A 24,453-nucleotide genomic window follows, 5' to 3' on the forward strand; every position below is an offset into this window, starting at 1 on the left:
CCGGCGAAGTGTGCGATTGAGGGGCGCTTGAAGTCTCTTTGCCAAAAGGCCTAATTCGATGCCCGCGTCCCGGAATGTGCATATCGCAGTGATCGATGACGATGATTCCTTCCGCACCGCGACGGAAGGACTGATCAGATCGCTCGGATATGACGTGTCGGGTCATGCCTCTGCAGAATCGTTCCTGGATACACGCCCGGTTTGGGATCCCGACTGCATTATTTCCGACATCCAGATGCCCGGAATGACCGGAATTGAGCTGAAACAGCGGCTGAACGCAGAAGGTTCAACCGTCGCCGTGATCTTTGTCTCGGCCCAGACCGATCCGACATTGCCACGCAAGGTCAAGGAATGCGGTGGCTTGATCTTGCTGCAAAAGCCGTTCCAGGGCCAAGTCTTGATCGATGCCATCCACCAGGCCATCAGCGATCTCGTGCGTGAATAGGGGAAACGGCAAGCGATCTCGCAACAGCTTGAACCTACGCCACCCTTTTGTTGGGGCGGCATAGGTCGAACTCTGCAAAACATCGTGCCGTCCAGAACCGTCCGAAGCCGTTAAACCGTGGGCACCGTGCCGCCGTCGATGACATGTTCGGTTCCGGTAATCGAGGCAGCACGATCTGATGCCAGAAAAGCAATCAGATTGGCGACCTCTTCGGGTTTGCTCGGCCGGCCGAGCGGTATGCCGCCGAGACTGTCCATGATGATCTTCTTGCCGCCTTCGTAATCGGTCTTGGCCTCAGCGGCCAGCCGTTCGGCAAGGCGCACCGAGGCTTCCGTTTCGATCCAGCCAGGCGAGACGCGCACGACACGGACCCCATGCGGTGCCACCTCTTTCGACAGCGCCTTGCTATAGGTCGACAATGCAGCCTTTGCGGCGGCATAGGCCGTTGTCGATTGGGGCAGAGGCAGAATGCGCTGGATGGAGGTGACGTGGATCACGACCCCTCGCCCCTCCGCCACCATCTGAGGCACAAGCAGCTTGTCCAGACGGACGGCTGGAAACAGGTTTGCGTTCAGCTCCTCTTGCCAATCGTCCTCACCGAGCGCTGCAAAACCGCCGCCCGGAGCCGACGAACCACCCAGCATATGGACGATGATATCGACCCCGCCCAACCGTTCGCGCACCGCTTGCGCCACGGTGGCGCAGCCTTCCGTCGTTTCGAGGTCAGCTGCAACAAACAGATCCTCTGGCAAGGCATCCGGCCGGGAGCGAGCCGTTGCAAGAACGCGCGCACCAAGGCTTCGAAAGAGGTCTGTCGTTGCGCCGCCCGCACCCTTGGTTCCTGCGGTGATGAGGGCACGTTTTCCTTCCAGTGCAAGAAAGCTGGTCATGCGCCGATCTCCAGTTCACGGATTTTGCCTGTCTCGAGGACGAAGCGGAAATGCAGTTTAGCGGGGCTATTGGGGAAGTTTCCACTGACGCTCGCGAGCACCGCGACGGCCTCGCCATTCGTGTCCGCGCTGATCGGCTGTGCCGCGTGCTGGTACTTTTCCTTGGCGTCGCGCCACCAGCTGCGGATTGCCGGGAGACCTCTGTGGGTGGCTCCCTCGTCCTTCACGACGGCTGTGTCGCAGAATGCGCCGATCAGCGCGTTCTCGTCACCTGTCCGGTCGGCATCGAAGTAGGTCTCTAAGGCCTGAGGCAAAACCATCTGAGCTATCCTTGTTCACTATGATGGTCGAAGATTAGCACTTGACGATTGTGAAGATAATCAGGACAAACCGGGATGAGGAATTGAGGCAATCGGGACAATGGAACGCGGCGCACTGGAGGATCTACACGCGGTTCTGGCCATTGCGCGCAAGGGCACGTTTCGTGCAGCAGCGGTCGAGCTGAACATGTCGACGACGGCCCTCAGCCATGCGATCGCAAAGCTTGAGGCGAACCTCGGGGTGCGCCTGTTCAACCGAACGACCCGCAGCCTTTCCCTGACGGGTGCCGGCAAGATCTTCGTTGAACAGGTAGGCCCTGCGCTGCAAGATATTCGTGGTGCGCTCGATGCGGTCAGGTCCGAACGCGACACGCCTTCCGGCACGTTGCGCATCAACGCCGCGCCTTTTGCCGCACAGGCCATCATGACGCCGCTCGTGATCGACTATCTTCGCCGCTTTCCAGACATGACCGTGGATCTGGTCACCGAAGGGCGCTTGGTGGACATCGTGGCTGACGGTTTTGATCTGGGTGTCCGCGTGGCGGGACTGGTTCCGAGCGACATGATTTCCGTGTCGCTCGGTCAGCCGCAGCGATACGCCGTCGTCGCCTCCCCCGCCTACTTTGCCACACACCCGATGCCGATGGCGCCTCCCGATCTCCTTAAGCATCACTGCATCCGGGTTCGCCTTCCAGACGGTGCCCTGTTCAGGTGGCGTTTTGAAAAGGACGGGCAGACGGTCCAGCTCGACGTTGAAGGCCCCATCATTCTGGACGAGGCAAACCTTGCCCGCACAGCCGTGATGGAGAATGTCGGCATCGGTTATTTCATGGAGCAGAATGTCATCGATGATATCAGGACAGGTCGTCTGATCCGGATCCTCGACGACTGGACGCCGGCTTTTCCGGGTCTTTGCCTCTATTACCCCGGCCGCCGAAACCTCCCCGTCGGCGTCAGGGAGTTTCTCAACCTCGCCCGCCGCCACGCGGCCGAGATGTCGAAACGCGGTTAGACCTTCATGAAGTTCCTTATCTGCCCGGATGACGACAGAACTTGCCAAAGCGCAGTGATCGTGTCGCTCTCCCGCCCGTCCCGGCACGTGTGCCGAGAGAAGTGGAACAGGGGCATGGCACACCAAAGAGCAAGGGCGGTTCGAAACTGGGGGCACTTTTACGCGTCTCATGGCGGAGCCTGGCGACGGCAAGATCGAGCCCGAGGCTTATCACCGTGTCCGAATTCACATCGGCCGGGCAAAGGGTGCAATGGTCACGCCTTCGGCGATCAGTGCTTCCTTCAGCGCCCGCGTGATCGTGGCAGCGCCCGGCGTGTCGCCATGCACGCAGAGCGTCTCCGCCTCGACGGGCAGTTTCTGGCCGCCGATCGTCGGGATGAAACCATCGCGGACCATGCTCAGCACCTGGTCGACGCTTTGTGCGGGATCATGGATGACAGAACCTTCCATGGCCCGGGATGTCAGCATGCCTTCATCGGTATAGGTGCGGTCGGCGTAGATTTCACTGGCGGTTTTTAAGCCGATGCGTTCCGCAGCCTTCATGGTTTGCGAATAGGGCAAGGTGATGAAGATCAGGTTGGGATCCACCGCCCGGACGGCGCGCACGCAGACATCGGCGAGGACCGCATCCTCGGCGGCCATATTGCCAATCGCGCCATGGGTCTTGACGTGGGTGATCGGCCAGCCGAGGGCTTTTGCCATGCCTGACATCGCCGCGATCTGGTAGATCAGTTGCGCTTCGATATCTTCCGGCTTTTCGCCCGATATGCGCCGGCGGCCGAAACCGTAGAGATCCATGAAGGAGGGATGTGCGCCGACCGCAACGCCCCGCTGCCGCGCCATCAGGATCGTGTTGCGCATGACCACCGGATCACCGGCGTGAAAACCACAGGCCACATTGGCGGTGGTCACCAGATCCAGCATCGCCTTGTCATCGCCCATGGAATAGGCGCCGAAGGCTTCTCCCATATCGCAGTTCAGATCGATCGTGGCCATGGCAAGCCCTCTTTGTGTAGTTCCAGTTTAAGTCAGAAGCGGAGATACAGACGGCAAGCCGGCCTTGTATCCCTTAGCTGTCGCGCGTCTTTCCAGCAGTGCTGAATTTAAACCGCTTCCACATCAAAACTGGAAACCGCCTGTTTGAGGTCGGAGATAAAGGCATGCAGCAGCCGGGAGCGCGGCACACCCTTGCGGGTCAGCATCACGGCACAGATCTCGCTCGGTGGCTGGAAGGGGCGTGCCACCATATGGGTCTTGCGCTGGAAGGCCGCGCTATAGGGATCGATGACGGCAGCCCCGATGCCGGTATCGGCGAGAACCGCCGCCGTCGAGCAGTAACGCACCTCGACACGCGGGTCGTAATGGGCGCCGTGGCGTTCGAAGGCATGGCGCAGGATCTGGCCCATGCGCGATTCCGCTTCAAGACCGATGAAGCTGCCGGAGGCCAGATCGCCGGCCGAGACGATGTTCTTTGCCGCAAGCGGTCCATCGAGCGGCACCAGCGCCACCATATGCGTGCGTGCAAGCACCTCGATGTTGACGGCCGGGTGACGATCGAGGCCAAGCGCCAGCCCGATATCGGCTGCCCCGCTCTGCACCGCCTCCAGCACGTGTTCAAGTCGGCGCACATCGTAGGACACCGAGACGTCCGGCCGGTCCTTCAGGAAGGTGCGCAGGGCGGCCGGCGCCACGGTATGGCCAAGCGGCGGCGTGGTGATGATCCGCAGCCGTCCCGAAAGCCCCTGCCGCATGTCCCTTGCGCGTGCTGAAAAGCCGCGCAGCAGGCCAAAGACCGGGCGTACTTCCTCATAGAGCAGAAGCGCCTCTTCCGTCGGCTGCAGGCGGCGATGCAGGCGCTCGAAGAGGGTGACGCCCAGCTGGCTTTCCAGCTGACGGATGCCGTTCGACACGGCGGGTTGGGAGATCCCGAGCTGTTCTGCCGCCTCGACGGTTGTTGCGCAGCGCATCATGGCACCAAATATCTCCAGCAGGCGTAGCGAGATATCCGGTGGGGCGACGGGTTCGGTAAGAGACGGTTCGTTCTCTGCCATGTTCATCGGCTGCCCGTTACCAGATGGCCAAAGGCCATGGCAACCGCTGCCTGGGTCGGGTCGATAACGGCAAGGCCCAGTTCCGCCTCAAGCCTTGCGCGGTGGCCGGCCATGCCGGCACAACCCAGAACCACGGCACCGGCCCCCATGGCTTTCAACCTTCTGCCCGCAACAACAAGGGCAGCATAGCTGTCCTCGCCGTGGCCGCTGTCGGCAACACTGATATCGCCCTCTAATGCCACTTCACCGGCCAGCCGGTTGTCGACGCCAAGCCGGCGCAGATTGCGCAGATGACGGGGAATGGAGGCTTCTGCCACCGCAATGACGCCAAAGAGATCGGCGCGCGCCAATGCGGTGAGAACGCCGGCATCCTGGATGCCATAGACGGGAACCGGTGTGAGCGAGCGGGCGAGATCAAGTCCGGGCTGCGAGTAGCAAGCCAGCACGAAGGCGCCGGCATCGGGCCGCGCTTCGATGATTTTTGCCACATTGAGCGCCGCCTCGTCGACGTCGCGTTGCGTCACGACGCCGGGCGGGCCCTCAGCAATGGTCAGACACTCGATGGCGGGGCCACCGGGAAAGCGGAAACCTGCCAGAGCAGTGCGCAGCCCCTCGGTGACGCTTTCCGAACTGTTGGGATTGATGACGACAATCGGCCCGCTCATGGTGCAATCTCCGCGCCGAAATTGCGGACAGGATCCAGTTCGCCGGCGCGATGGCCGGGAATGCCGGTCAGGTCGACCGGCTTTCGGGCAACGAACCGTCCCCGGCCACGCTCGGCTTTCAGTGTGCCGTGCTCAACCACGATATCCCCGCGGTTCATCACCAGTTCCGGCCAGCCGGTGATCTCCATGCCCTCGAAGGGCGTGTAATCCATGTTGTCGTGCTGATCGGCTTGCGTAACGGTGCGGGTCTCGCTCGGGTTCCAGATGGCGATATCGGCATCATAACCGGGCGCGATGGCTCCCTTCTTTTCCAGCCCGAAGGTTTTTGCCGCGTTGGCGGAAGACAGTTGCACGAATTGCGGCAAGGTGATGCGGCCCTTCACGACGCCCTCCGAAAACAGATAGGGCAGCCGCATGGCGATGCCCGGCATGCCATTGGCGATTTTGGGATAAGGCACGTCAGCGCCGTTCAGGAATTTTCCGCTTGAATCGGCGCGGTAAGGCGCGTGGTCGGATGAGACGCTTTCAAACGTGCCGGTCTGGATATGACGCCACAGGGCCGCTTGCGTCTTTGCATCGCGCAACGGCGGCGAGCAGATATATTTGGCGCCTTCCATTCCGGGACGGTCGAGATCGGCGCGGGTCAGCGCCAGATATTGCGGACACGTTTCGGCAAAGAGCTTTGCGCCGGCAAGCTTTGCGCGCCGCACGATTTCGGCACCGCCGGCCGTAGAGACATGCACGATGAACAGGGCCGCATCGACCAGCTTGGCAAGCGACACCGCCCGGTTGATCGCCTCTTCCTCGGCAAGTTCCGGCCGGCTGATGGCATGGTATTTTGGCGCGGTGAGGCCGACGCCCGCCAGACGCCGGTTCATCCATTTCACCATGTCGTTGTTTTCCGCATGGACCATGGTCAGCGCGCCGTGCGCCTTGGCAATCGTCAAAATGTCGAGCATGCCGCCATCGCCGATATTCATGAGGTCATAGGTCATGAACACCTTGAACGAGGTGATGCCGCGGCCAAAGACATCAGGCAGTTCGGCAAGAACGGAGGCCGACGGATCGGAAATGATCAGGTGGTAGGAATAGTCGAGCACCGAATTGGGTGCCGCGCGATCGTCATAGGTGGAAATCACCTCGGCAATCGACTGGCCGCGATGCTGGGCGGCGAATGGAATGAAAGAGGAATTGCCGCCGAACGCGGCCGATACCGAGCCGGAATAATAGTCGTCGGCGGTCATCACGCCCGACGAGCTTTCCTGCGCGATATGGCAATGGCCCTCGATGCCGCCGGGCATAACTAGGCGGCCGGTGGCGTCAATACGGTGCTCGCCACCGTCGATCGTTTCGGCAATGGCTGCAATGCGGCCGTCGCGAATGCCGATATCGGCAAAAAAGACGTCGGAGGCGGTGACCACCCGGCCCCCGTGGATGACGGTGTCGAACGTGGTCATGGCCTGCTCCCTCAAACTTCCACAATCACGCCGGTCTGGCTGGTGATACGGCCATAATGTTCGATGCGGCGGTGACGTTCAAAATCGAAGATCGTCGATTTGCCGAAGGCGCACTTGGAAAAATCGCAATCAGCGAAAATCAGTTCATCGTCTTCCGTTTCGGCGCGGGCCATGATGAAGCCATCGGGATCGACGATCACCGAGCCGCCCATCAGCGGATGGCCATCCTCAAGGCCGGCCTTGGCAATACCGGCCACAAAAGTGGCGTTCTGATAGGCACCGGCCTGTAGCGACAGTTCCGAATGAAACAGTCGCTTTTCCAGTCCCTCTGCGCTCATCTGGCTGTTTACCGATGGCGTGTTGTAGCCAATCGTCACCAGTTCCACCCCCTGCAGGCCGAGGCACCGGTAGGTTTCCGGCCAGCGGCGGTCGTTGCAGATCGCCATGCCCATCACGACGCCCTCGTTGCGCCAGACGTTGAAGCCGAGATCGCCGGGCAGGAAGTAGCGCTTTTCCATATGCTGGAAGGCGCGTTCGGTATCGTATTCGACATGGCCCGGCAGATGCACCTTGCGGTATTTGCCGATGATCTCGCCGCGGCGGTTGGTGAGGATCGAGGTGTTGTAGTGCTCGCCCTCAGGTGTCAGTTCCGCGTAACCGAAGGTGATCGCAACGTTCAGTTCCCGCGCCCGCTCGAAGAGAGGCAGGGTCGCACCGTTCGGCATTTCGGTCTCGAACCAGGTATCAACCTCGGCCTGATCGGGCATGTACCAGCGCGGAAAGAAGGTCGTCAGTGCCAGTTCCGGATAAACCACCATATGCGCGCCCTTGGCGGCAGCCTCGTTCAGAAGTTCGATCATCCGCGCAACCACCATCTGCCGGCTGTCACTCTTCTGGATGGCACCGAGCTGGGCGCCTGCGATCATCATGCGGGTCATGGAAAATGTCCTTTCAAGTCATGGGAAACGTCAGGCCGCAAGCCGTCGCTGGAAGCGGCTGACGAGCCGCACCAGAGGCCAGAGCAGGACGAGATAGATGAGCGCCGCCAGAACCAGCGGCGAGGCATTGTAGGTGACGGAACGCGCCATGTTGGCGCTGTAGAGCAGTTCGGCAAAGGAGACGGCGGACGCAAGCGAGGTGAGTTTGACCACCTCGATCGTGTTGGACAGGAGGTCTGGCAGCACGTTGCGCACGGCCTGCGGCAGAACGACGTGCACCAGTGCCTGCGCCTTCGACAGCCCCGTGGAACGCGCCGCCTCAAGCTGGCCTTTCGGCACCGACAGGATGCCGGCGCGATAAACCTCGGCATAATAGGAGGAATTGTTGAGGAAAAAGGCGAGCACCACCGCAGTGAAGGGCGAAATCTCGACACCGGCAAACGGCAGGCCGGAATAGATGAAGATCAAGAGCACCAGCGGCGGCAGGGCGCGGAAGATATCGGTAAAGACGATAGAGGGCAGGCGTAGCCATTTTCGCGGGCTCAGATTGCCGAGTGCCACCAGCAGGCCGCCGGCAAGCCCAAGCAGGATGACGGCGGCGCAGAGCTTCAGGGTCATGACGAGCCCCTTCAGCATCAGGGGCATGGTCTTGATCATGATGGAGATATTGAAAAACTGGTCGAGAAGCGTCTGCATCGTGTCTTCCTCTCAAGCCCTGCCCCAACGCTGCCGGGTCTCCAGGAAGCGCGCCAGGAAGACGACCGGCAGGAAGATGATGAGATAGGCAATCGCCGCCAGCGACAGCGGCGTGGCGCTGCCGGAAAAACTTTGCGCCGTGGTTGCCGCCGAAAGCACTTCCTCGACACCGATCACCGAGCCAAGCGCCGTCATCTTGGTGATGGCGAGAACCCGGTTAACCAGCGGCGGCGTGGCAAGGCGCATTGCCTGCGGCAGTGCCACATGAACAAGCGTGCCGGTAAAGCCAAGGCCTGTTGCGATGCCGGCTTCCCACTGTCCCTTGTCGATGGCCGAAAACCCGGCCCAGAAGATTTCCTCGGCAAAGGCGGCCAGCGTCAGGCTGAGCACGAGGAACAGCACCATTGGCCCCGACAGGAGGATGCCCGCCGACGGCAGGCCGAAATAGAGGATGAGGATCAGCACCAGTGGCGGCAGCGCCCGGAAGATATCGGCAAAACAGACGATGAAAAAATTGAAAAACCGCCGGCCGTAGGTGCGAAGGCAAGCAAGCAGCAGCCCCAGACCGATGCCGGCAACGATGACGGCGAGACCGATCTCAAGGGTGATCCAGACACCGGCGAGAACCGCCGGCGTATGGGCCTCTATCATCGCCGGGTCGAAGAATGTCGCAAGGAAGCGGTGAAGACCTTCCATCGCCACGGCCTCAGTTCTTCACGCGGGACAGGAAGGCCCGCGTGCGTTCGGCCTTCGGCGCGCCAAAAATCTCGTCGGGCGTGCCTTCCTCGACAATGACGCCGCCATCCATGAAAACGACGCGGTCGGCGGTCTCGCGCGCGAACCCCATTTCATGGCTGACGACCAGCATGGTCATGCCCTTGTCGCGCAGGTCCTTCATCACCTTCAGCACCGATCCCACCAGTTCCGGGTCGAGCGCGGATGTCGGTTCGTCGAACAGCATGACCTTCGGATCGAGCGCCAATGCGCGGGCAATCGCAACGCGCTGCTGCTGGCCGCCGGAGAGTTCGGACGGATAGGCCTTTGCCTTGTGTGCGAGGCCGACATTCTCCAGCATGTCCATGGCGCGCGCGTCCGCCTCCGGGCGGGAGCGTTTCAGCGCCTTGCGCTGCGCCAGCGTCACATTGTCCAGCACCGTCATGTGCGGATAGAGGTGAAACCCTTGAAAGACCATGCCCACCTGCAACCGCATGCGGTTGAGATCGGCCGTGGTGCCGCTCATGATATTGCGGCCGTTGACGATGATATCGCCGCCGGACGGCTCTTCCAGACGGTTGCAACAGCGCAGCATGGTGCTCTTGCCGGAGCCGGAGGGGCCGATCACGAAGACCAGTTCGCCTTCGGAAACCTTGAGATCGATACCTTTGAGAATCGTGTTCGTGCCGAAGCGCTTCTCCAGCGCAACGATCTCAAGCATGGGGCGGTTTGTCATGAGCACGAACTCCGGGCAGGCGTCAGTCGGTTCGACGCGGCACGTGCCGCGCCGAACCGGATACAAGGTCATTTCAGTGCGCAGGACGGTGCGTGACTATCATCGACATAACCGTCGAAGCCTGGAACGCCATAACCCTTGGTGGGGGTGACGATGGTCGTGCCGGCAGCCGGCGTTACGCCGAACCATTTTTCCGAAAGCTTGGCCATCGAGCCGTCGATCTTCAGGCATTCGATCGCCTTGTCGACGAGATTGCGGCCCTCGACATCATCCTTGCGGAAGGCCAGACCCCAAACGAGGCCGGTCGGATATTCGTAGGACAGTTTCAGTCTGGGGTTCTGCTTGACGGCCCAGGCGGCAACGGTTGCACCGGCAAGGTTTGCGTCGGCGCGGCCCGCCAGAACGGCTGCCACCGCATCGCTGTTGGTGCCATAGCTTTCGACCTTCCAGCCGTATTCAGCCGCCTTGTCCCGCAGGAAGCTGTCATAGGCGGACCCCTTGTTGACGGCGATCGTCTTGCCCTTCAGGCCGTCAAGCGAGGTGTAGTCTGGCGCGCCGGCCGGCACGACGAAACCGAAATTGGTATCCATGAACCCTTCGGTGAAGAGCAGGTTGGCGGAGCGTTCGGCATTAACGGTGACGGGGGCTGCGAGGAAATCATAGGTCTTGGCCTGCAGCGCCGGGATGAGCCCGGAAAACTGCGCCGAGGTGAGGTCCACGGTCTTGCCCAGGCGCTCGCCGATCAGGTTGACGAGATCGACGTTAAAACCTTCGACCTTGCCGTCGAGCGTCGGCATGGCATGCGGGGCAAAGGTGCCGTCGAGCGCGGTCTTGATTGTTCCGGCAGCAAGCGCTGGCGAAAGGGCGCAACAAAGCGCCAGCCCGGCAAGGCCGGACTTGAAAAAGCGGTTCATGATGTTCTCCTGCTGGTGGTTATCTCGGCTCTTGCGGCCTCGTTATCGAAGGATAGTTCCACGGCTCATGCCGCAGTGCAATATAATTGATTATGATAATTCGAGTTGAATTATACGTCTGGATTATAGTTGGCCACCAGATCTGGCGGTCGCCCGGCCGCAGGACATGGAGCTGCGGCCGGCGGGTCTATTCTCAGGCCTTGCGGGTCAATGCGCAAAAACGCTGTCGAAGTCCTTGAAGCCTTTGACCTCGATCGGGTTGCCGGAGGGGTCGAAGAAGAACATCGTCCGCTGCTCGCCCGGCTCACCGGCAAAGCGGATGACCGGCGGGATATCGAAGGCAATACCTGCCTTGACGAGCCGGTCCGACAGCGCAAGCCAATCCTCGAGCGGCAATACGACGCCCAGATGCGGCATCATCACCATGTGATCGCCAACCTTGCCGGTGCGTGTCACTTCAAACGGTTTTCCCAGATGCAGCGAGATCTGGTGACCGAAGAAATCGAAATCCACCCAGGTGTCGGTCGAACGGCCTTCGGCACAGCCGAGCACGTCGCCATAAAATTTGCGCGCTTCATCGAGATCGGTGACGTGATAGGCGAGATGAAAAGAGAACGCATAAAAGCTCCTTGCGGTTTTTTGACTTCAGGATACGGCGATGCCGCGGGGAAGAGTGGAGAGGATGTCACAGCCGTGTTCGGTGACGATCACGGTTTCGGAGGCGCCGACGGTAAAGCGCCCGAAAGCCCGCAGCGTCGCCGGGGAGCAGACTGAGGATGCCGCCTTCGCCCCAGTCGGGCGCGAACGCCAAACCCATAGTCTAGTCGATGCGCTTGCGAAAGGCGGCGGCATCGCCTGCCCGGTCGATCACCGTCTGCGCGGCCTCATGTGGCGCGGCGCAAGGTGCGTCCGTCCGGATCTCGCCAAGGGCTGCATCCAGCGCCTTGCGGGCACAGTCGTCCATCATGCGGCAGACCTCGGCCGGTAACGGGCTCTTATCATTCTATAAGTTGACGCCATGGATCCATCGGCACGATAAGCGCAAAGGCTGCCCACGCGCCGCATGCCACCCCTTGAGGAGAACTGCCCGTCATGTCCCGCATCGTCTATCTCAACGGCCAATGGTTGCCGGAAACCGAGGCCCGGATTTCCATCTTCGACCGTGGATTCGTGTTTGCCGATGCCATCTACGAGGTGACAGCCGTGATCGGTGGAAAACTGATCGACTATGCCGGCCATTCCGGCCGCCTGAAGCGCTCTCTCGCAGCCCTTGGCATTGCAGCCCCAGTGTCCGACGACGACATGCTCAGCCTGCACCGGGAAATTCTGAAGCGAAACGGCATGACTGACGGGCTGATCTACCTGCAGGTCTCACGCGGCGCCGAGGATCGCGATTTCCTGTTTTCCGATGACCTGACGCCGACCTTCGTGATGTTCACGCAGAGCCGGCCGGTGCTTGCAAATCCGAAATGGCAGACGGGCATTTCCGTCATCACCATGCCGGAAGGCCGTTGGGTCCAGCGCCAGATCAAGACGGTACAATTGCTTTATTCGTCGCTGGCCAAGATGGAGGCCCGCAAGCAGGGCGCCGATGATGCCTTCTTTGTCGAAGACGGCGTCATCACGGAGGCCTCGTCCTCGAATGCGCATATCGTCACCAAAGCCGGGACGCTTGTCACCCGCGACTTGTCCAATGCCCTGCTGCACGGAATCACCCGCAGTTCGGTGCTGGACCTTGCGCGGCGCGCCGGTATGGCTGTCGAAGAGCGTGGTTTTACGCCGGCAGAGGCAAAGGATGCAGCCGAGGTCTTTATTACCTCTGCCACCAATTTCGTCATGCCGGTTGTCAGCATAGACGGCCATCCGGTGGGCGCTGGCACGCCGGGGCCTGTGTCTGAAACCTTGCGGAAGCGCTATATCGAGGATCGGCTGGCAAGCGCCATCTAGCGCATATCCTTGGGGCTGGCTGAGGGCGACAGCGACGCGAGGTATGCCGCGACCCTGCTCCATCCGTCGCCGGACGCAGGGTATTGCGCCTTGGCCTGATGCCGATCAACGTTACAGCCTACCCTCATGTCCAGTCGCGAGCGTCATGGACATGGCGGAAATCATCATGAGGGCGGAGGCTGCACCGGGGTCGATGTGGCCAAGAGATCGTTCCCCGAGCTTTGCGGCCCGCCCCTTGATGGCGATCATCGAGCGTGTGGCGTTTGCACCGCTTTCTGCGGCCGCCATGACCTCCGTCCAGAAGGCGCGTGTGGTCTTTTGCGATTTTGCTGCTGCCAGTGCAGCATCTGCTGCGGGAAACCAGACGTCGAGCATCGTCTTGTCGCCGCGCTGCCCTTTTCGCGTTGTGCAATGCCAACCGCAAAGCCGCGCAGAAGCCGGGCCATAGGAATGGCCGGCATCAACTTGCGTCCATGCCGGCCAGTTATTAAGCAAATGATCAGGCGGAGAAAACGATCTGTGCCTTCATGGCCTGGCTGCGGTCGGACGCCAGCTGGAATGCCGTTTCCGAATCTGAAAGCGCCACGGTATGGGTGATCAGCGGCTTGACGTCGATCAGCCCCTTGCGCATCAGTTCCACGCCGATCGCGAATTCGGAGTGAAAGCGGAAAGAACCGCGCAGGTCGAGTTCCTTGGCGGTGATCGCCATCATCGGCAGGCTCATATCACCGCCGAGGCCCAACTGGAGAATGACGCCGCGTGGCCTCATGGCCGGAATGGCTCCAGCCAGGGCCGCTGCAACGCCCGTGCATTCATAGAGAACGTCAAACGTGCCTTTATCTGCGGCATACTGTGAAAGGGCATCCGGCTCGTTTGCCGTATTGATCACACGATCTGCCCCGACCTTTGCCGCCAGCGACAGGGTAAAATCGGAAAGGTCTGTCGCGACGATCTCGGCAGCCCCTGCCCTGCGGGCGGAAAGGATCGACAGAACGCCAATCGGGCCGCAACCGGTCACCAGAACACGTTTGCCGAACATACTGCCTGCCCGGGTCGTGGCGTGCAGGGTAACGGCCAACGGTTCGGCCATCGCCGCCTCTCCGGCAGAAAGACCGGTCGCATCGACGCATTGAATGGCGTCGGCGACAAGGCTTTCGCGAAAGGCGCCCTGAACGTGCGGAAAGGGCATGGCGCTGCCGTAAAAGCGCATGTTGAGGCACTGGTTGGGCAGACCCTCCAGGCAATATCGGCAATGAGCGCAGGGCCGCGAGGGAGAGACCGCCACCAACTGGCCGATCTCAAAGCCGCTGACACCGGGGCCGATGGCATCGACGAAGGCCGAGACTTCATGGCCAAGGATCATCGGTTCACGCAGGCGAACAGTGCCGAACCCGCCATGGTTATAATAATGAAGGTCCGATCCGCAGATCCCCCCGGTCGCCAGCCGCAACCGCAACTGGCCGGCTGCCGGCACCTCGTCGGGGCGCTCCTCGATCCGGAGGTCGCGGGCGGCATGAATGACAATAGCTTTCATCAGAGCACCGGAGTGAGAAGGGTTGCGCCGGAAAAATGGGCGATGAGGTTGTCCCGAACGAGTTTGCCCATGGCCATGCGGGTTTCCTGCGTGCCGCTGGCATGGTGTGGCTGCAAGAGAACGTTGGGCAAGGTCAGGAAGCGCGGGTTGAGATTGGGCTCACCTTCAAAAACGTCAAGGGCAGCAGATCCGAGCGCTCCGGTTTCGAGTGCGATCAACAAGGCCTCCTCGTCGATATTGGAGGCCCGGCTGATATTGATCAGCATGCCTTCCGGCCCCAGCGCTTCGATGACCTGCCTGCCGACGATGTGACGCGTTGCTGCGGACGCGGCAAGCGTCACGAACAGGAAGTCGGAGCGAGCGGCAAGGGCGACCGGATCTGCGATGAATTCCCAATCCTTGGCAAAGTCCTTGGCGGATACGTCGCTATAGGCAATATCGAGATCAAAGCCGGCAAGCCGCTTGGCAACCTCAAAGCCAATGCGGCCAAGACCCAGCACCCCTGCCCTGCGGCCCCAGACACGGCGCTTCAACGGGTAAAGGCCCTTTTGCGCCCAGGACCCATCGCGCACCCAGGTTTCAGCGCCGATCATGCCGCGCGACTGGACGAGCATCATCGCAACCCCGAGATCCGCCACATCGTTCGTCAGCACGTCCGGCGTATTGGTGACACGAATGCCGCGGGCGCGGCATGCCTCGAGGTCTACCGCATCATAACCGACGCCATAAACACTGATGACCTCCAGATTGGGGCAGGCCGCGATCATAGCCGCATTGGCGCCAAGCTCGCCGCGTGTGGCAATGCCACGGATCTTGGAACCCACTTCGGCCAGAAACGCCGCCTTATCAGAGGCCTCGAAATAACGATGCATCTGGAACTGCGCGTCCAGCGGAACCTGATCCCATTCCGGATAAGGGCCCACCTGCAGGATGTCGGGTTTTGTCATGATGTCTCCGATCTCGATGCTTGACATTCGTTTGTTATCGATAACATATACAGGCCTATCGACGCTTGTCGAGAGAGAAATCGAGAGGAGGACGCCATGACACTCAACCTGTTTGACCTGAAGGGGCGCCGCGCCTTGATCACCGGCTCGTCCCAGGGCATCGGATTTGCCTTGGCAGAGGGGCTGGCTGCGGCAGGGGCTGACGTCGTGCTCAACGGGCGTGACGAGACCAAGCTTGCAGCGGCTGCGGCGCGCATAAAGGGCGCCGAGATGCTGGCTTTCGATGCGACCGACCATGACGCGGTGCGCACGGCCGTTGATGCGTTCGAGGCATCCGGAAAGCCGATCGACATCCTCGTCAACAATGCCGGCATGCAGCACCGCGCACCGCTGGAAGACTTTCCGGCCGATGCCTTCGAGCGGCTACTGCAGACGAACATCGCCAGCGTCTTTCATGTTGGCCAGGCCGTTGCCCGCCACATGATCGACCGTGGCCGGGGCAAGATCATCAACATTGCCAGTGTCCAGACGGCGCTCGCCCGCCCTTCGATTGCGCCCTATACAGCGACAAAAGGCGCTGTCGGCAACCTTACCAAGGGCATGGCGACGGATTGGGCCAAACACGGGCTGAACTGCAACGCCATCGCGCCCGGTTATTTCGATACGCCGCTCAATGCCGCCCTCGTCGCGGATGCGGATTTTTCCGGCTGGCTTGAAAAGCGCACACCGGCCGGGCGCTGGGGCAAGGTCGAGGAATTGCAGGGTGCCTGCATCTTCCTCGCCTCGGATGCCGCAAGCTTCGTGAACGGTCACATCCTTTATGTCGATGGCGGGATCACGGCATCGCTATGACATTGCGTCTGGTCATCATGGGCGTTGCCGGTTGCGGCAAGTCGACTGTCGGCGAGGCCCTGTCGCGCCGTATCGGCGTCAGCTATCGCGATGGCGACGACCTCCACACAGCCGAGGCGGTGGAGAAGATGCGGCGCGGCATCCCGCTGACGGACGAGGATCGCTGGCCCTGGCTGGAACGCATTGCGCAAACGCTGAATGACAGCGCACCGCTCATCGTCGGTTGTTCTGCCCTTCGGCGGATCTATCGCGACACCATCCGCACCGGTGCGGGTGGCCCGGTCACCTTTGTCCATCTGGTCGGAAGCCGCGCGTTGATCGCCAGCCGCATGGCCACCCGCGACGGGCACTACATGCCGCTATCGCTTCTCGACAGCCAGTTCGCCACTTTGGAAGCACCCGGCCCGGACGAGGCAATCAACGTGGACATCGACCAGCCGACGAATGACATCGTCGCCGAAATCTTAGACCTTCTGGCCAAAACCTTGCCCTTTCTGGAAGGAACGCGATCATGACCGACACCATTGCCCTGATCGGTGCAGGCGCCATGGGAGGCGCCATTGGCGCCCGCCTCGTGGAAACGGGAACGCGTCTTTATGTCTATGATCGGGATCCGGACAAGGTTACCGCTCTTGTGGCCCTAGGCGCCATTGGTGCCGCCTCTGCAGCGGAGGCGGCATCCAAGGCAAAGGCGGTCATCCTGTCGCTCAATTCGGCAGCGATCGTGCGGGCAGCGGTCTTTGGCCCGCAAGGCGTGGCGGAAGGCGCATCAGAGGGCACCCTGATCATCGACATGTCCTCGATCGATCCGGAAACCACCAAGGCCATGGCGACGGATGGCGCTGCCAGGGGATTGCGCTGGGTGGATAGTCCCCTCTCCGGCGGCATTCCCAAGGTTGCGATCGGGCAGCTTACCCTGATGCAGGGCGGCGCCGAGCCTGACGTGGCGGAGGCCCAGCAGATCCTTGCAAATCTTGCTGGAAACCAGACCCATATGGGCGGTTCCGGCGCCGGGCAAACCACAAAAATGATCAACCAGGTTCTCTGCGGCCTTGGTTTCCTGGCGGTCGCCGAGGCAACGGCACTGGCAGAAGCGGCCGGTGTCGATGTGCTCAAGATCCCGCAGGCCCTGAAAGGCGGCCGCGCCGACAGCGCGCTGCTGCAGGAATACATGCCGCGCTATGCCGCGCGCGACTACCGTCGCACGGGCCGGATCGACAACATGGTCAAGGACCTCAACGCCGCCCAGGATCTGGCACGGCTGACACACACCGCCATGCCGCTGACGGCAATCTGCGCGGAAATACATCGCATGCTCACCGCAGCCGGGCTGGGTGGCGAGGATCAGGCAGCCCTGATGGAGTTCTTCAAGGGGCCGAACAAGGAGATTTCAGAATGATTACCCGTTATGCCCTTTTCGAGGGGAAGGTTCACGAAGGCCAGAATGCGGCATTCCGTGAGGCTGTGCTGACAGAGATCCTGCCGAAATGGCGCGCCTTTCCCGGCGCATTGTCTGTGCGTGTTACCTTTGCCGAAGAGCGGGATGAGGGCGCGCCGGAATATCCGATGATCCTCGCCATCAGCTATGGCGACCTGAAGGCCGTGGAGACAGCACTTGCAAGCCCGGTGCGCAGCGAAGCGCGGGCTGCGACGGAATCGGTTCTCGCGCGATTTTTCACCGGTCGCATCCATCACCACGTCACGACCGCACACGAGTTTGAACCCGTCTAAGACGCATGGGGTGGGACTGGATTTTGCACCACTATAACGATACCACAAAAGGATGATTCCACCGCGCAAAACCCCGACCATGGCTGATGTCGCCCGCCTTGCGGGCGTCTCACCCATGACGGTGAGCCGGGCGTTTAAGCAAGACGCGTCGGTGAGTGAAAACACGCGCAGTGCCATTCTCGAGGCAGCCGATCGCCTCGGTTATGTTTTCGACAGCACAGCATCCAACCTGCGCTCGCAGCGAACCGATTTTGTCGCCGTCACTATCCCATCCATCAACAATGCGAACTTCGCCGATACCGTGCGCGGCTTGTCGGAAGGTCTGAAGGGACGCGGCCTGCAGATCCTTCTCGGTTATACCGATTACGACATCAACGAAGAAGAGCGGCTGATCGAACAGCTGTTGCGGCGGCGGCCGGAAGCCATTGTGTTAACCGGCGGGCGCCACACGTCGCGTGCGCGACGACTGCTCGAAAACGCCAGCATCCCGGTGATCGAGACCTGGGATCTTCCCGAAACGCCGGTCGGCCACGTCGTCGGCTTTTCAAATGCCGCTGCGGTTCGCACGATGGTGGACCATTTCGTCTCCAAAGGGATTACGCGCATCGCCTTTATCGGCGGTGATGCCGATCGCGACACCCGTGGCACCGACCGCCGCGCGGGCTTCATCGCCGCCATGACGGAGCATGGCCTTCAGGCGGATCGCCTGATTGCAGCAGGCGCGCCGCCGATTTCGATGCGCGAGGGTGCCGCCGCCATGGGGCGGCTTCTGAATGATCTGCCGGACACGCAGGCCGTGATCTGCGTCTCCGACCTTTCGGCCTTTGGCGCCTTGACCGAATGTCAACGGCGGGGCGTGGATGTGCCCGGCCAGATTTCCGTGGCCGGTTTTGGCGACTACGAGATTGCCAATATCTGCGTACCGTCCCTCACGACCCTCAATCCGTTCCCGCGAGAGATCGGCACCCGTGCCGCCAAGCTTATTTTAGACGTTCTGGATGGCCATCAGACGGAACCGGCGACCATCATTGTCGCACCTGAATTGATGCGCCGGCACTCCAGCCGGTAAAGCATCGGGGGCGCAGATGACTGCGCCCCCGAGCAAGCCGTTGCCGACAGTTTATTTCTGTGTGGCGACGATGGCGTTGACGACGGCATCGCCGTTCTGCGCGACGTAAGCGTCCCAGACCGGCTTGACAGCTGCCTGGAAGGCCGCCGCGTCCACATCGCTGTTCACCTTCATGCCGGCAGCCGTCAGCTCCGCAATCATCGACGCTTCCTTCTCCTGAGCAAGCTTGCGCTGCATGGTGATGGCTTCGGCGGCAACATCCGTGATGATCTTCTGCTCTTCAGCCGTCATGCCTTTGAACTTGGCATCGTTGATGGCCAGCGCCAGCGCGGAATAGGCATGCTGCGTCAGGCTGAGATACTTTTGGACCTCGTTGAACTTGAAGGACAAGACGATGCCGATCGGGTGGTCCTGTGCATCCACGACACCGGTTTCCAGCGCGGTATAAAGCTCGGCCACCGGCAACTGCGTCGGATTGGCCCCAAGCTTTGCAAACATGTCGTTCAGCGCCTTGGAATTGTTGACGCGCATGTTGAGGCCCGAAACATCGGCCGGCACTCGAATAGGACCGCGATTATTGGTCATGTTGCGGTAGCCGTTTTCCGGATAACCCAGCATTTTCAGGCCATGCTGGGTGAATTGGGCCGAGACGCCCTGCCCGACTTCGCCGTCCAGAACCTTGTAGGCGAGGTCACGGTTCGGAAACATGAAGGGCAGTTCGAAGGCGCCGGCCGCCGGCACCAGACCGGTCAGATTGTTGAGGCCGGTCATGACGATGTCGATGATGCCGGAGCGTGCGCCGTCGATCATCGCCTGGTCGTTGCCGAGCTGCCCTTGCGGGAAGATCGTGACCTTTACCGTTCCTTTGCTGCGGGCCTCAACCTGCTGCTTGAAGAACAGCGACATCGTCTGCTGCAGATCGGTATCAGGCGCCGCATGGGCAAGCTTCAGTTGTGTTTCTGCCTGGGCAGAATAGCCGGTCATGGCAAGGATCGATGCAAGACCGAGGACTTTCAAGAGCTTCATTTCAGGTTCCTCCCTGGTTGTCGTCTTTAGCCACCAAGAAACTTGGCGGGAACGATGATGAGCTGCGGAAATAGGATAAAGAGACCGAGCAGAGCCGCGTAGGCGAGCAGGAAGGGAACAACGCCCCTCACCGCAACGCTCATCTGCACCCGGCCAACACCGCAGATGACATTGAGGACAGTGCCGACCGGCGGCGTGAGCAGGCCAATCGAGCAGTTCAGGATGAACATCAGGCCGAAATAGACCGGATCGATGCCCGCAAGCTTCACCACCGGCATCAACAGCGGCACCAGGATCAGCACGGTGGGCGACAGATCCATCACCATGCCCACGGCAAGCACGATCAGCATGATGACGAGCATCAGCAGGCGTGGGCTGTCGATCAGCGGCGAAAGCGTTTCAGCCAGTTGCTGCGGCAGCTGGGCGACAGTGATCAGCCAGGCGGCAACCATCGCAGCGCCCACAAGAAGCATCACCATGGCCGTGGAGCGTCCCGCGGTGATCAGCACTTCGAGCAGGATCTTCCATGTGAGCGCCCGATAGACAAGCGATGACACCACGATTGCATAGACGGCTGCGACAACGGCTGCTTCCGTCGGCGTAAAGGCGCCGGACCTGATGCCGCCAATGATGATGATGGGCAGAAACAGCGCCCATATGCCCTCTCTGAGGGCCTTCATCCGCTCGGCCCCCGTTGCTTTCGGCAGGGTTTCGATCTGTTCGTTGCGCATGATGAAGGACCAGACGACCATGAGCGTCAGCCCCATCATCAAGCCGGGCGCGATGCCCGCCATGAACAGTTTGGCAATCGAGATATTTCCGGCCACACCAATGAGGATCAACGGCAGCGATGGCGGAATGATCGGTGCGATAATGCCGCCCGAGGCCAAGAGGCCGAGGCTGCGCCCTTCCGGATACCCGGCCTTGCGCATCATCGGGTAGAGGATGGCAACCAGGGCTGCGGCATCGGCGACGGCAGAACCCGAGAGGCCAGCAAGGACGATGGCAGTCATGACGGCAACGTAACCGAGGCCGCCGCGCTTGTGCCCGACAAGTGTCATGGCAAGCCGCACGATCCGCTCCGACAACCCACCCCTCGACATCACCTCGCCGGCGACCAGAAAGAAGGGAATGGCAAGAAGCGGAAAGTTATCGACGCCGTTGATGAGGCCTTGCGCCAGGATATCCGGGCTGAACGTGCCCAGATGAACCATCAGCACCATTGCGGCGAGCAGCAGAGCAAAAGCGACCGGCAAGCCCAGCACGATCGCGATGAACAGAACGCCGAGAAAAAGGATCAGGGTCATCAGACAGTCCCTTCGTCACTATTGTTTGGGACATTCATCGGATCGATCAACCGGACGACGGCAATGCCGGCCATCAAGATCGCCGATACGACGCCTGCAAGGTAGAACAGGCCCGAGGGCAAGCCGGTGAGCTGTGAGATATTCTTCCAGTTGGCCATGGTCTGGTTCAATGCGCCGACGAACAGCATGCCAACGGCCACGATCACAATGATCCAGCAGATGCGGCGAAGCGTCGGAACGGCGCGTGGAAACAGCGCTTCGGAGAATTCGGCAACGGCCAGGTGCTCGCCCCGGCGCAGAACGACCGCTGCTCCGAGCATGACGATCCACACGAACCACAGTCTTGCCAGTTCGACCGACTGGCGAATGCCGGACGAAAAGCCGTAGCGCATCACGACATTGACGAACACAAGCGCGATCATCGCAGCCAAAAGGATTGCCATTATCAAGTCGATGACCGACCAGAACCGCTGGGCAATGCGTCGCATAAGATCCCCCTCCCGAAGTCTCGTTGCGTAAACCTCAACACAAGGTTATCGTTAACATGATTTGGTATCGATAACATTTTCATGAGTCAAGGCCCCTATCGCCGCACATTGCGACTGAAGAAGGTGCCGAGGGAGGCCGAGAACGAGTGCGGTTAGAATAACTTGGCGGTTAAATGGTTGTTATATTTTCGCAATGAGCGATTTGTGCATGAAGTGGTTGAGGGGGGAGCCTGAACGCACGGGGACTGGCACACCTGCAGCAACGTTCGTGCTTCATCGCGCTTGTTCTGGCCTCGCGACGTCCATGACGCCAAGCTAAAAATCCCTCATTTTTCGCAGTTCGAGCTGTAGATTGCAGAACACGGAATACCGGTTTTCGTGCGTCTGCAGGATATCTCCAGGAGCGGGCTGGTAGACACGGCCAGGCCTGCTCAACGCCTGCATCGCCTGCTTCAGATCGGCAAAACTCCTCGCCGCCGTCGCACCCAGCAAGGCGGCCCCCAGCAGAACGGGCTCGGAGGTCTGAGGCGCGATCACCGGCTTGCCACTGGCATCCGCCAGGATCTGCCGCGTGAGATCATGCTGCCCGGCGCCGCCACTGATAATGATCTGCTGTACGTCGGCGCCAGCTTGCGCCTGCGCTTCGATAATCTGGCGCAGGCCATAGCCGATGCCGCACAATCCGGCGACATAGAGCGCGATCAGGCTGTCCAGATCCCGTTCCATGCCGAGGCCGGCGATTGCGGCACGCGCGGCGGGATCGGCAAAAGGCGCGCGATTGCCGAGAAATTCCGGCACGACATGAAGCCCCTTGGCGAGTGACACGGCATCGGAGGCAGAGGCCTGCTTTGCAACCGCCAGATCCGCCAGCATCACCGGAAGCGGCACACCAAGTGTGCGCGCCCGATTGCTGGCGTCCGGGAATGCCTGATGGAAACTCACCAGCTGATCGATGGCCGCACCCGCAGCGCTTTGTCCGCCTTCGTTCAACCACAGGCCGGGAACCATGGCCGAGAAATACGGCCCCCACACACCCGGCACAAATTTCGGATCGGTGGTCGAGGTCAAGGTACAGGAGGAAGTGCCAAAGACGTAACCCATGTTGAGTTCGGGCGTACCGCCAATGCCGACCGTGCCGATGCCGCCGGCATGCGCGTCGATCATGCCGGCAGACACCGCCGTTCCAGCCTCTAGACCAAGATCGCGCGCCGCCTCATCGGTGAGGCCCTGCCCCACCGGCGTGCCGGGCTCAACGATCTCCTGTCCGATCCGGGAAAACCCCTCGTCCGCCAGTTCGCCAAGACCGATCTGCCGGAAATAATCCGGATCCCAGCGGTGTTCATGCGCGAGGTAGGTCCATTTGCAGGTCACCGTGCAGGTGGAGCGGGCAAGGCTTCCCGTCGCACGCCAGGTGAGGAAATCCGCCAGATCAAAGAACTGCCAGGCGCGGCCAAAGGTGTCCGGCCGGTGTTCCTTCAACCACAGGAGCTTCGGCGTTTGCATTTCGGGAGAAATGCGGCCTCCGACATAACGCAGCACATCGTGACCCTGCGCATTGATCCGCTCCGCCTGCCCAATGGCCCTGTGGTCCATCCACACGATGATATCGCGTTCCGGCCGCTCCGAGGGCCCGACAGCAAGAGATTTGCCGCCTTCACCGGCCACGACGAGAGAGCAAGTGGCATCAAAGCCGATGCCGACGACCTTTTGCGGGGAGACCCCGGCCGCTTGCACGGCAGTCCGGACGGAAAGGCAAACGGACTGCCAGATATTGGCGCTCGATTGCTCGACCATATGTGCCTGATCGCGAAAGATCTCGATGTCACTCTTTCCGGTTCCAAGGCATTGGCCTTCTTCATCGAAGACACCGGCGCGCGCGCTGCCCGTGCCAACATCGACCCCGATAAAATACCTGGAACCATTCATGCCTTACTCCTCCGGCAACTTGATGCAGATTCGGTCAAGCCTATAGATCGACGCTATTGGGCAAGATCACAAGATCCCGGATGACCACATTGCGGGGACGAGACAACATGAAATAAACCGCTTCGGCGACTTCCTGCGGCTGCATCAGACTGCCGTTTGCAAGAGCCTCGTCCATCTTTTCTTTCGGCCAGTCATCGAGAAGAGCCGTGACTACAGGGCCCGGAAGAACGGCACCGACGCGAACTCCATGCTGCGAAACCTGGCGGCGCGTGGCATGCACAAAGGCCTGCACGGCAAACTTGGAGGCGGTGTAAATCGGCTCCCAGACGACCGGCACGACACCTGCAACCGAACTCGTAAATAGGATATCGCCGCTCTTCTGGGCGATCATGTGTGGCAACACCGCATGCACGCTGCGAAAGGCGGCATTTATGTTGAGGTTCAACATGCGGTCCCAGCTGTCGGGATCGCCGTCTGCCACCGCGCCGCCCACATAGGCACCCGCATTCGCGTGGAAAATATCAAGCCCGCCGGCAACCTCCAGAATCCGCGGCAAAAGGCCGGAGACCTGCGGGCCATCCAGAAGATCGACCACCAGCATGCGGCTGCGCTCGCCAAGTTCGGCACACAACGAGTGAAGCTTATCTTGCGCCCTGTCGATCAGCACGACTGTCGCGCCCTCATCAATGAGCTTGCGCGCGCAGGCAAGCCCGATCCCGGAAGCTGCGCCCGTTATGGCCGCGACCTTGCCGTTCAAACTCTTCGTCATGATGAAACTCCCGTCGGAA

The 24,453-nt window shown here is 60.9% G+C and carries 26 protein-coding genes and 3 pseudogenes; 8 read left to right on the forward strand and 21 right to left on the reverse strand.

From position 1 onward, the window contains the following. Window positions 1-88 precede the first annotated feature (88 nt). Window positions 89-445 carry a response regulator transcription factor gene (locus AC4CWF_RS22280; protein ID WP_491285617.1) on the forward strand — a complete coding sequence of 119 codons (357 nt, stop codon included), beginning with the start codon at window positions 89-91 and terminating at the stop codon, window positions 443-445. Between the two features lie 110 nt (window positions 446-555). Here AC4CWF_RS22280 and AC4CWF_RS22285 read toward each other — a convergent pair whose 3' ends face one another. Together AC4CWF_RS22285 and AC4CWF_RS22290 are read right to left on the reverse strand one after the other, a co-directional pair. Beyond that, a complete protein-coding gene (locus tag AC4CWF_RS22285; protein ID WP_491285619.1) occupies window positions 556-1,335 on the reverse strand; it encodes an SDR family oxidoreductase in 780 nt (259 codons plus the stop codon). Then, complete coding sequence (locus AC4CWF_RS22290) at window positions 1,332-1,655, reverse strand: nuclear transport factor 2 family protein (protein WP_491285621.1); 324 nt, start codon at window positions 1,653-1,655, stop codon at window positions 1,332-1,334. Before AC4CWF_RS22290 ends, AC4CWF_RS22285 begins: the two co-directional genes overlap by 4 nt. 100 nt (window positions 1,656-1,755) lie before the next feature. Between AC4CWF_RS22290 and AC4CWF_RS22295 the strand changes: the two genes are divergently transcribed. Further along, entirely contained in the window at window positions 1,756-2,667 is a 912-nt protein-coding gene (locus AC4CWF_RS22295) for a LysR family transcriptional regulator (protein ID WP_491285623.1), read from the forward strand. Between the two features lie 225 nt (window positions 2,668-2,892). Here the strand turns inward: AC4CWF_RS22295 and AC4CWF_RS22300 are convergent, their stop codons facing one another. From AC4CWF_RS22300 to AC4CWF_RS22350, 11 genes and pseudogenes are all read right to left on the reverse strand, one after another. Further along, window positions 2,893-3,663, reverse strand: a complete 771-nt coding sequence (locus AC4CWF_RS22300; protein ID WP_491285626.1) for a LamB/YcsF family protein — start codon at window positions 3,661-3,663, stop codon at window positions 2,893-2,895. Between the two features lie 107 nt (window positions 3,664-3,770). Beyond that, on the reverse strand, window positions 3,771-4,718 hold the full coding sequence (locus AC4CWF_RS22305) for a LysR family transcriptional regulator (RefSeq protein ID WP_491285628.1): 948 nt from the start codon (window positions 4,716-4,718) through the stop codon (window positions 3,771-3,773). Window positions 4,719-4,720: 2 nt separating this feature from the next. After that, window positions 4,721-5,383, reverse strand: a complete 663-nt coding sequence (locus tag AC4CWF_RS22310) for an aspartate/glutamate racemase family protein (RefSeq protein WP_491285631.1) — start codon at window positions 5,381-5,383, stop codon at window positions 4,721-4,723. Beyond that, window positions 5,380-6,840 (reverse strand): dihydropyrimidinase, encoded by a 1,461-nt coding sequence (hydA, locus tag AC4CWF_RS22315; RefSeq protein WP_491285633.1) that lies wholly within the window; start codon window positions 6,838-6,840, stop codon window positions 5,380-5,382. The genes AC4CWF_RS22310 and hydA overlap by 4 nt, the downstream gene beginning before the upstream one ends. A gap of 11 nt (window positions 6,841-6,851) precedes the next feature. Then, window positions 6,852-7,778 carry an N-carbamoyl-D-amino-acid hydrolase gene (locus AC4CWF_RS22320; protein ID WP_491285635.1) on the reverse strand — a complete coding sequence of 309 codons (927 nt, stop codon included), beginning with the start codon at window positions 7,776-7,778 and terminating at the stop codon, window positions 6,852-6,854. Window positions 7,779-7,808: 30 nt separating this feature from the next. Continuing rightward, complete coding sequence (locus AC4CWF_RS22325) at window positions 7,809-8,474, reverse strand: amino acid ABC transporter permease (RefSeq protein ID WP_491285637.1); 666 nt, start codon at window positions 8,472-8,474, stop codon at window positions 7,809-7,811. Window positions 8,475-8,486: 12 nt separating this feature from the next. Then, complete coding sequence (locus tag AC4CWF_RS22330; protein ID WP_491285639.1) at window positions 8,487-9,170, reverse strand: amino acid ABC transporter permease; 684 nt, start codon at window positions 9,168-9,170, stop codon at window positions 8,487-8,489. A gap of 10 nt (window positions 9,171-9,180) precedes the next feature. After that, entirely contained in the window at window positions 9,181-9,909 is a 729-nt protein-coding gene (locus AC4CWF_RS22335; RefSeq protein WP_491287756.1) for an amino acid ABC transporter ATP-binding protein, read from the reverse strand. 83 nt (window positions 9,910-9,992) lie between these two features. Continuing rightward, window positions 9,993-10,838: a transporter substrate-binding domain-containing protein gene (locus AC4CWF_RS22340; protein WP_491285641.1), complete on the reverse strand. Its 846-nt coding sequence runs from the start codon at window positions 10,836-10,838 to the stop codon at window positions 9,993-9,995. A gap of 207 nt (window positions 10,839-11,045) precedes the next feature. After that, a pseudogene (locus AC4CWF_RS22345) lies at window positions 11,046-11,447 on the reverse strand (VOC family protein); the annotation flags it as partial. A 36-nt stretch (window positions 11,448-11,483) separates the two neighbouring features. Further along, window positions 11,484-11,829, reverse strand: a pseudogene (locus AC4CWF_RS22350) (M24 family metallopeptidase); the annotation flags it as partial. A 101-nt stretch (window positions 11,830-11,930) separates the two neighbouring features. Here AC4CWF_RS22350 and AC4CWF_RS22355 point away from each other — a divergent pair. After that, a complete protein-coding gene (locus tag AC4CWF_RS22355) occupies window positions 11,931-12,785 on the forward strand; it encodes a D-amino-acid transaminase (RefSeq protein ID WP_491285643.1) in 855 nt (284 codons plus the stop codon). Between the two features lie 111 nt (window positions 12,786-12,896). On the opposite strand, the pseudogene AC4CWF_RS22360 reads toward AC4CWF_RS22355, so the two are convergent. From AC4CWF_RS22360 to AC4CWF_RS22370, 3 genes and pseudogenes are all read right to left on the reverse strand, one after another. Next, window positions 12,897-13,184 (reverse strand): annotated as a pseudogene (locus AC4CWF_RS22360) (DAK2 domain-containing protein); the annotation flags it as partial. Window positions 13,185-13,284: 100 nt separating this feature from the next. After that, window positions 13,285-14,319, reverse strand: a complete 1,035-nt coding sequence (locus AC4CWF_RS22365) for an L-idonate 5-dehydrogenase (protein WP_491285645.1) — start codon at window positions 14,317-14,319, stop codon at window positions 13,285-13,287. Further along, window positions 14,319-15,266, reverse strand: coding sequence for a 2-hydroxyacid dehydrogenase (locus AC4CWF_RS22370; RefSeq protein WP_491285647.1), 948 nt, complete (start codon window positions 15,264-15,266; stop codon window positions 14,319-14,321). The genes AC4CWF_RS22365 and AC4CWF_RS22370 overlap by 1 nt, the downstream gene beginning before the upstream one ends. Before the next feature lie 96 nt (window positions 15,267-15,362). On the opposite strand from AC4CWF_RS22370, the gene AC4CWF_RS22375 reads away from it, so the two are divergent. The 5 genes from AC4CWF_RS22375 to AC4CWF_RS22395 all read left to right on the forward strand — a co-directional run bounded on the left by AC4CWF_RS22375 (window position 15,363) and on the right by AC4CWF_RS22395 (window position 18,918). Then, a complete protein-coding gene (locus tag AC4CWF_RS22375; protein ID WP_491285649.1) occupies window positions 15,363-16,118 on the forward strand; it encodes an SDR family oxidoreductase in 756 nt (251 codons plus the stop codon). After that, window positions 16,115-16,633: a gluconokinase gene (locus AC4CWF_RS22380; RefSeq protein WP_491285651.1), complete on the forward strand. Its 519-nt coding sequence runs from the start codon at window positions 16,115-16,117 to the stop codon at window positions 16,631-16,633. Before AC4CWF_RS22375 ends, AC4CWF_RS22380 begins: the two co-directional genes overlap by 4 nt. Next, window positions 16,630-17,517 carry an NAD(P)-dependent oxidoreductase gene (locus AC4CWF_RS22385; RefSeq protein WP_491285652.1) on the forward strand — a complete coding sequence of 296 codons (888 nt, stop codon included), beginning with the start codon at window positions 16,630-16,632 and terminating at the stop codon, window positions 17,515-17,517. Before AC4CWF_RS22380 ends, AC4CWF_RS22385 begins: the two co-directional genes overlap by 4 nt. Then, window positions 17,514-17,849, forward strand: coding sequence for a hypothetical protein (locus AC4CWF_RS22390; RefSeq protein ID WP_491285653.1), 336 nt, complete (start codon window positions 17,514-17,516; stop codon window positions 17,847-17,849). Before AC4CWF_RS22385 ends, AC4CWF_RS22390 begins: the two co-directional genes overlap by 4 nt. A 79-nt stretch (window positions 17,850-17,928) precedes the next feature. Next, the gene (locus tag AC4CWF_RS22395; RefSeq protein ID WP_491285654.1) at window positions 17,929-18,918 is read left to right on the forward strand and encodes a LacI family DNA-binding transcriptional regulator; all 990 of its coding nucleotides are present in this window, start codon (window positions 17,929-17,931) and stop codon (window positions 18,916-18,918) included. 51 nt (window positions 18,919-18,969) lie between these two features. Here the strand turns inward: AC4CWF_RS22395 and AC4CWF_RS22400 are convergent, their stop codons facing one another. From AC4CWF_RS22400 to AC4CWF_RS22420, 5 genes are all read right to left on the reverse strand, one after another. Further along, on the reverse strand, window positions 18,970-19,944 hold the full coding sequence (locus AC4CWF_RS22400) for a DctP family TRAP transporter solute-binding subunit (protein ID WP_491285655.1): 975 nt from the start codon (window positions 19,942-19,944) through the stop codon (window positions 18,970-18,972). 26 nt (window positions 19,945-19,970) lie between these two features. Continuing rightward, entirely contained in the window at window positions 19,971-21,251 is a 1,281-nt protein-coding gene (locus AC4CWF_RS22405) for a TRAP transporter large permease subunit (protein ID WP_491285656.1), read from the reverse strand. Then, window positions 21,251-21,739 carry a TRAP transporter small permease gene (locus AC4CWF_RS22410; protein WP_491285657.1) on the reverse strand — a complete coding sequence of 163 codons (489 nt, stop codon included), beginning with the start codon at window positions 21,737-21,739 and terminating at the stop codon, window positions 21,251-21,253. The genes AC4CWF_RS22405 and AC4CWF_RS22410 overlap by 1 nt, the downstream gene beginning before the upstream one ends. 315 nt (window positions 21,740-22,054) lie before the next feature. Next, on the reverse strand, window positions 22,055-23,665 hold the full coding sequence (locus tag AC4CWF_RS22415) for an FGGY-family carbohydrate kinase (RefSeq protein ID WP_491285658.1): 1,611 nt from the start codon (window positions 23,663-23,665) through the stop codon (window positions 22,055-22,057). A 40-nt stretch (window positions 23,666-23,705) separates the two neighbouring features. Continuing rightward, window positions 23,706-24,434: an SDR family oxidoreductase gene (locus AC4CWF_RS22420; RefSeq protein WP_491285660.1), complete on the reverse strand. Its 729-nt coding sequence runs from the start codon at window positions 24,432-24,434 to the stop codon at window positions 23,706-23,708. Window positions 24,435-24,453 lie beyond the last annotated feature (19 nt).

Source organism: Neorhizobium sp. PAMB6630, from assembly GCF_058242775.1.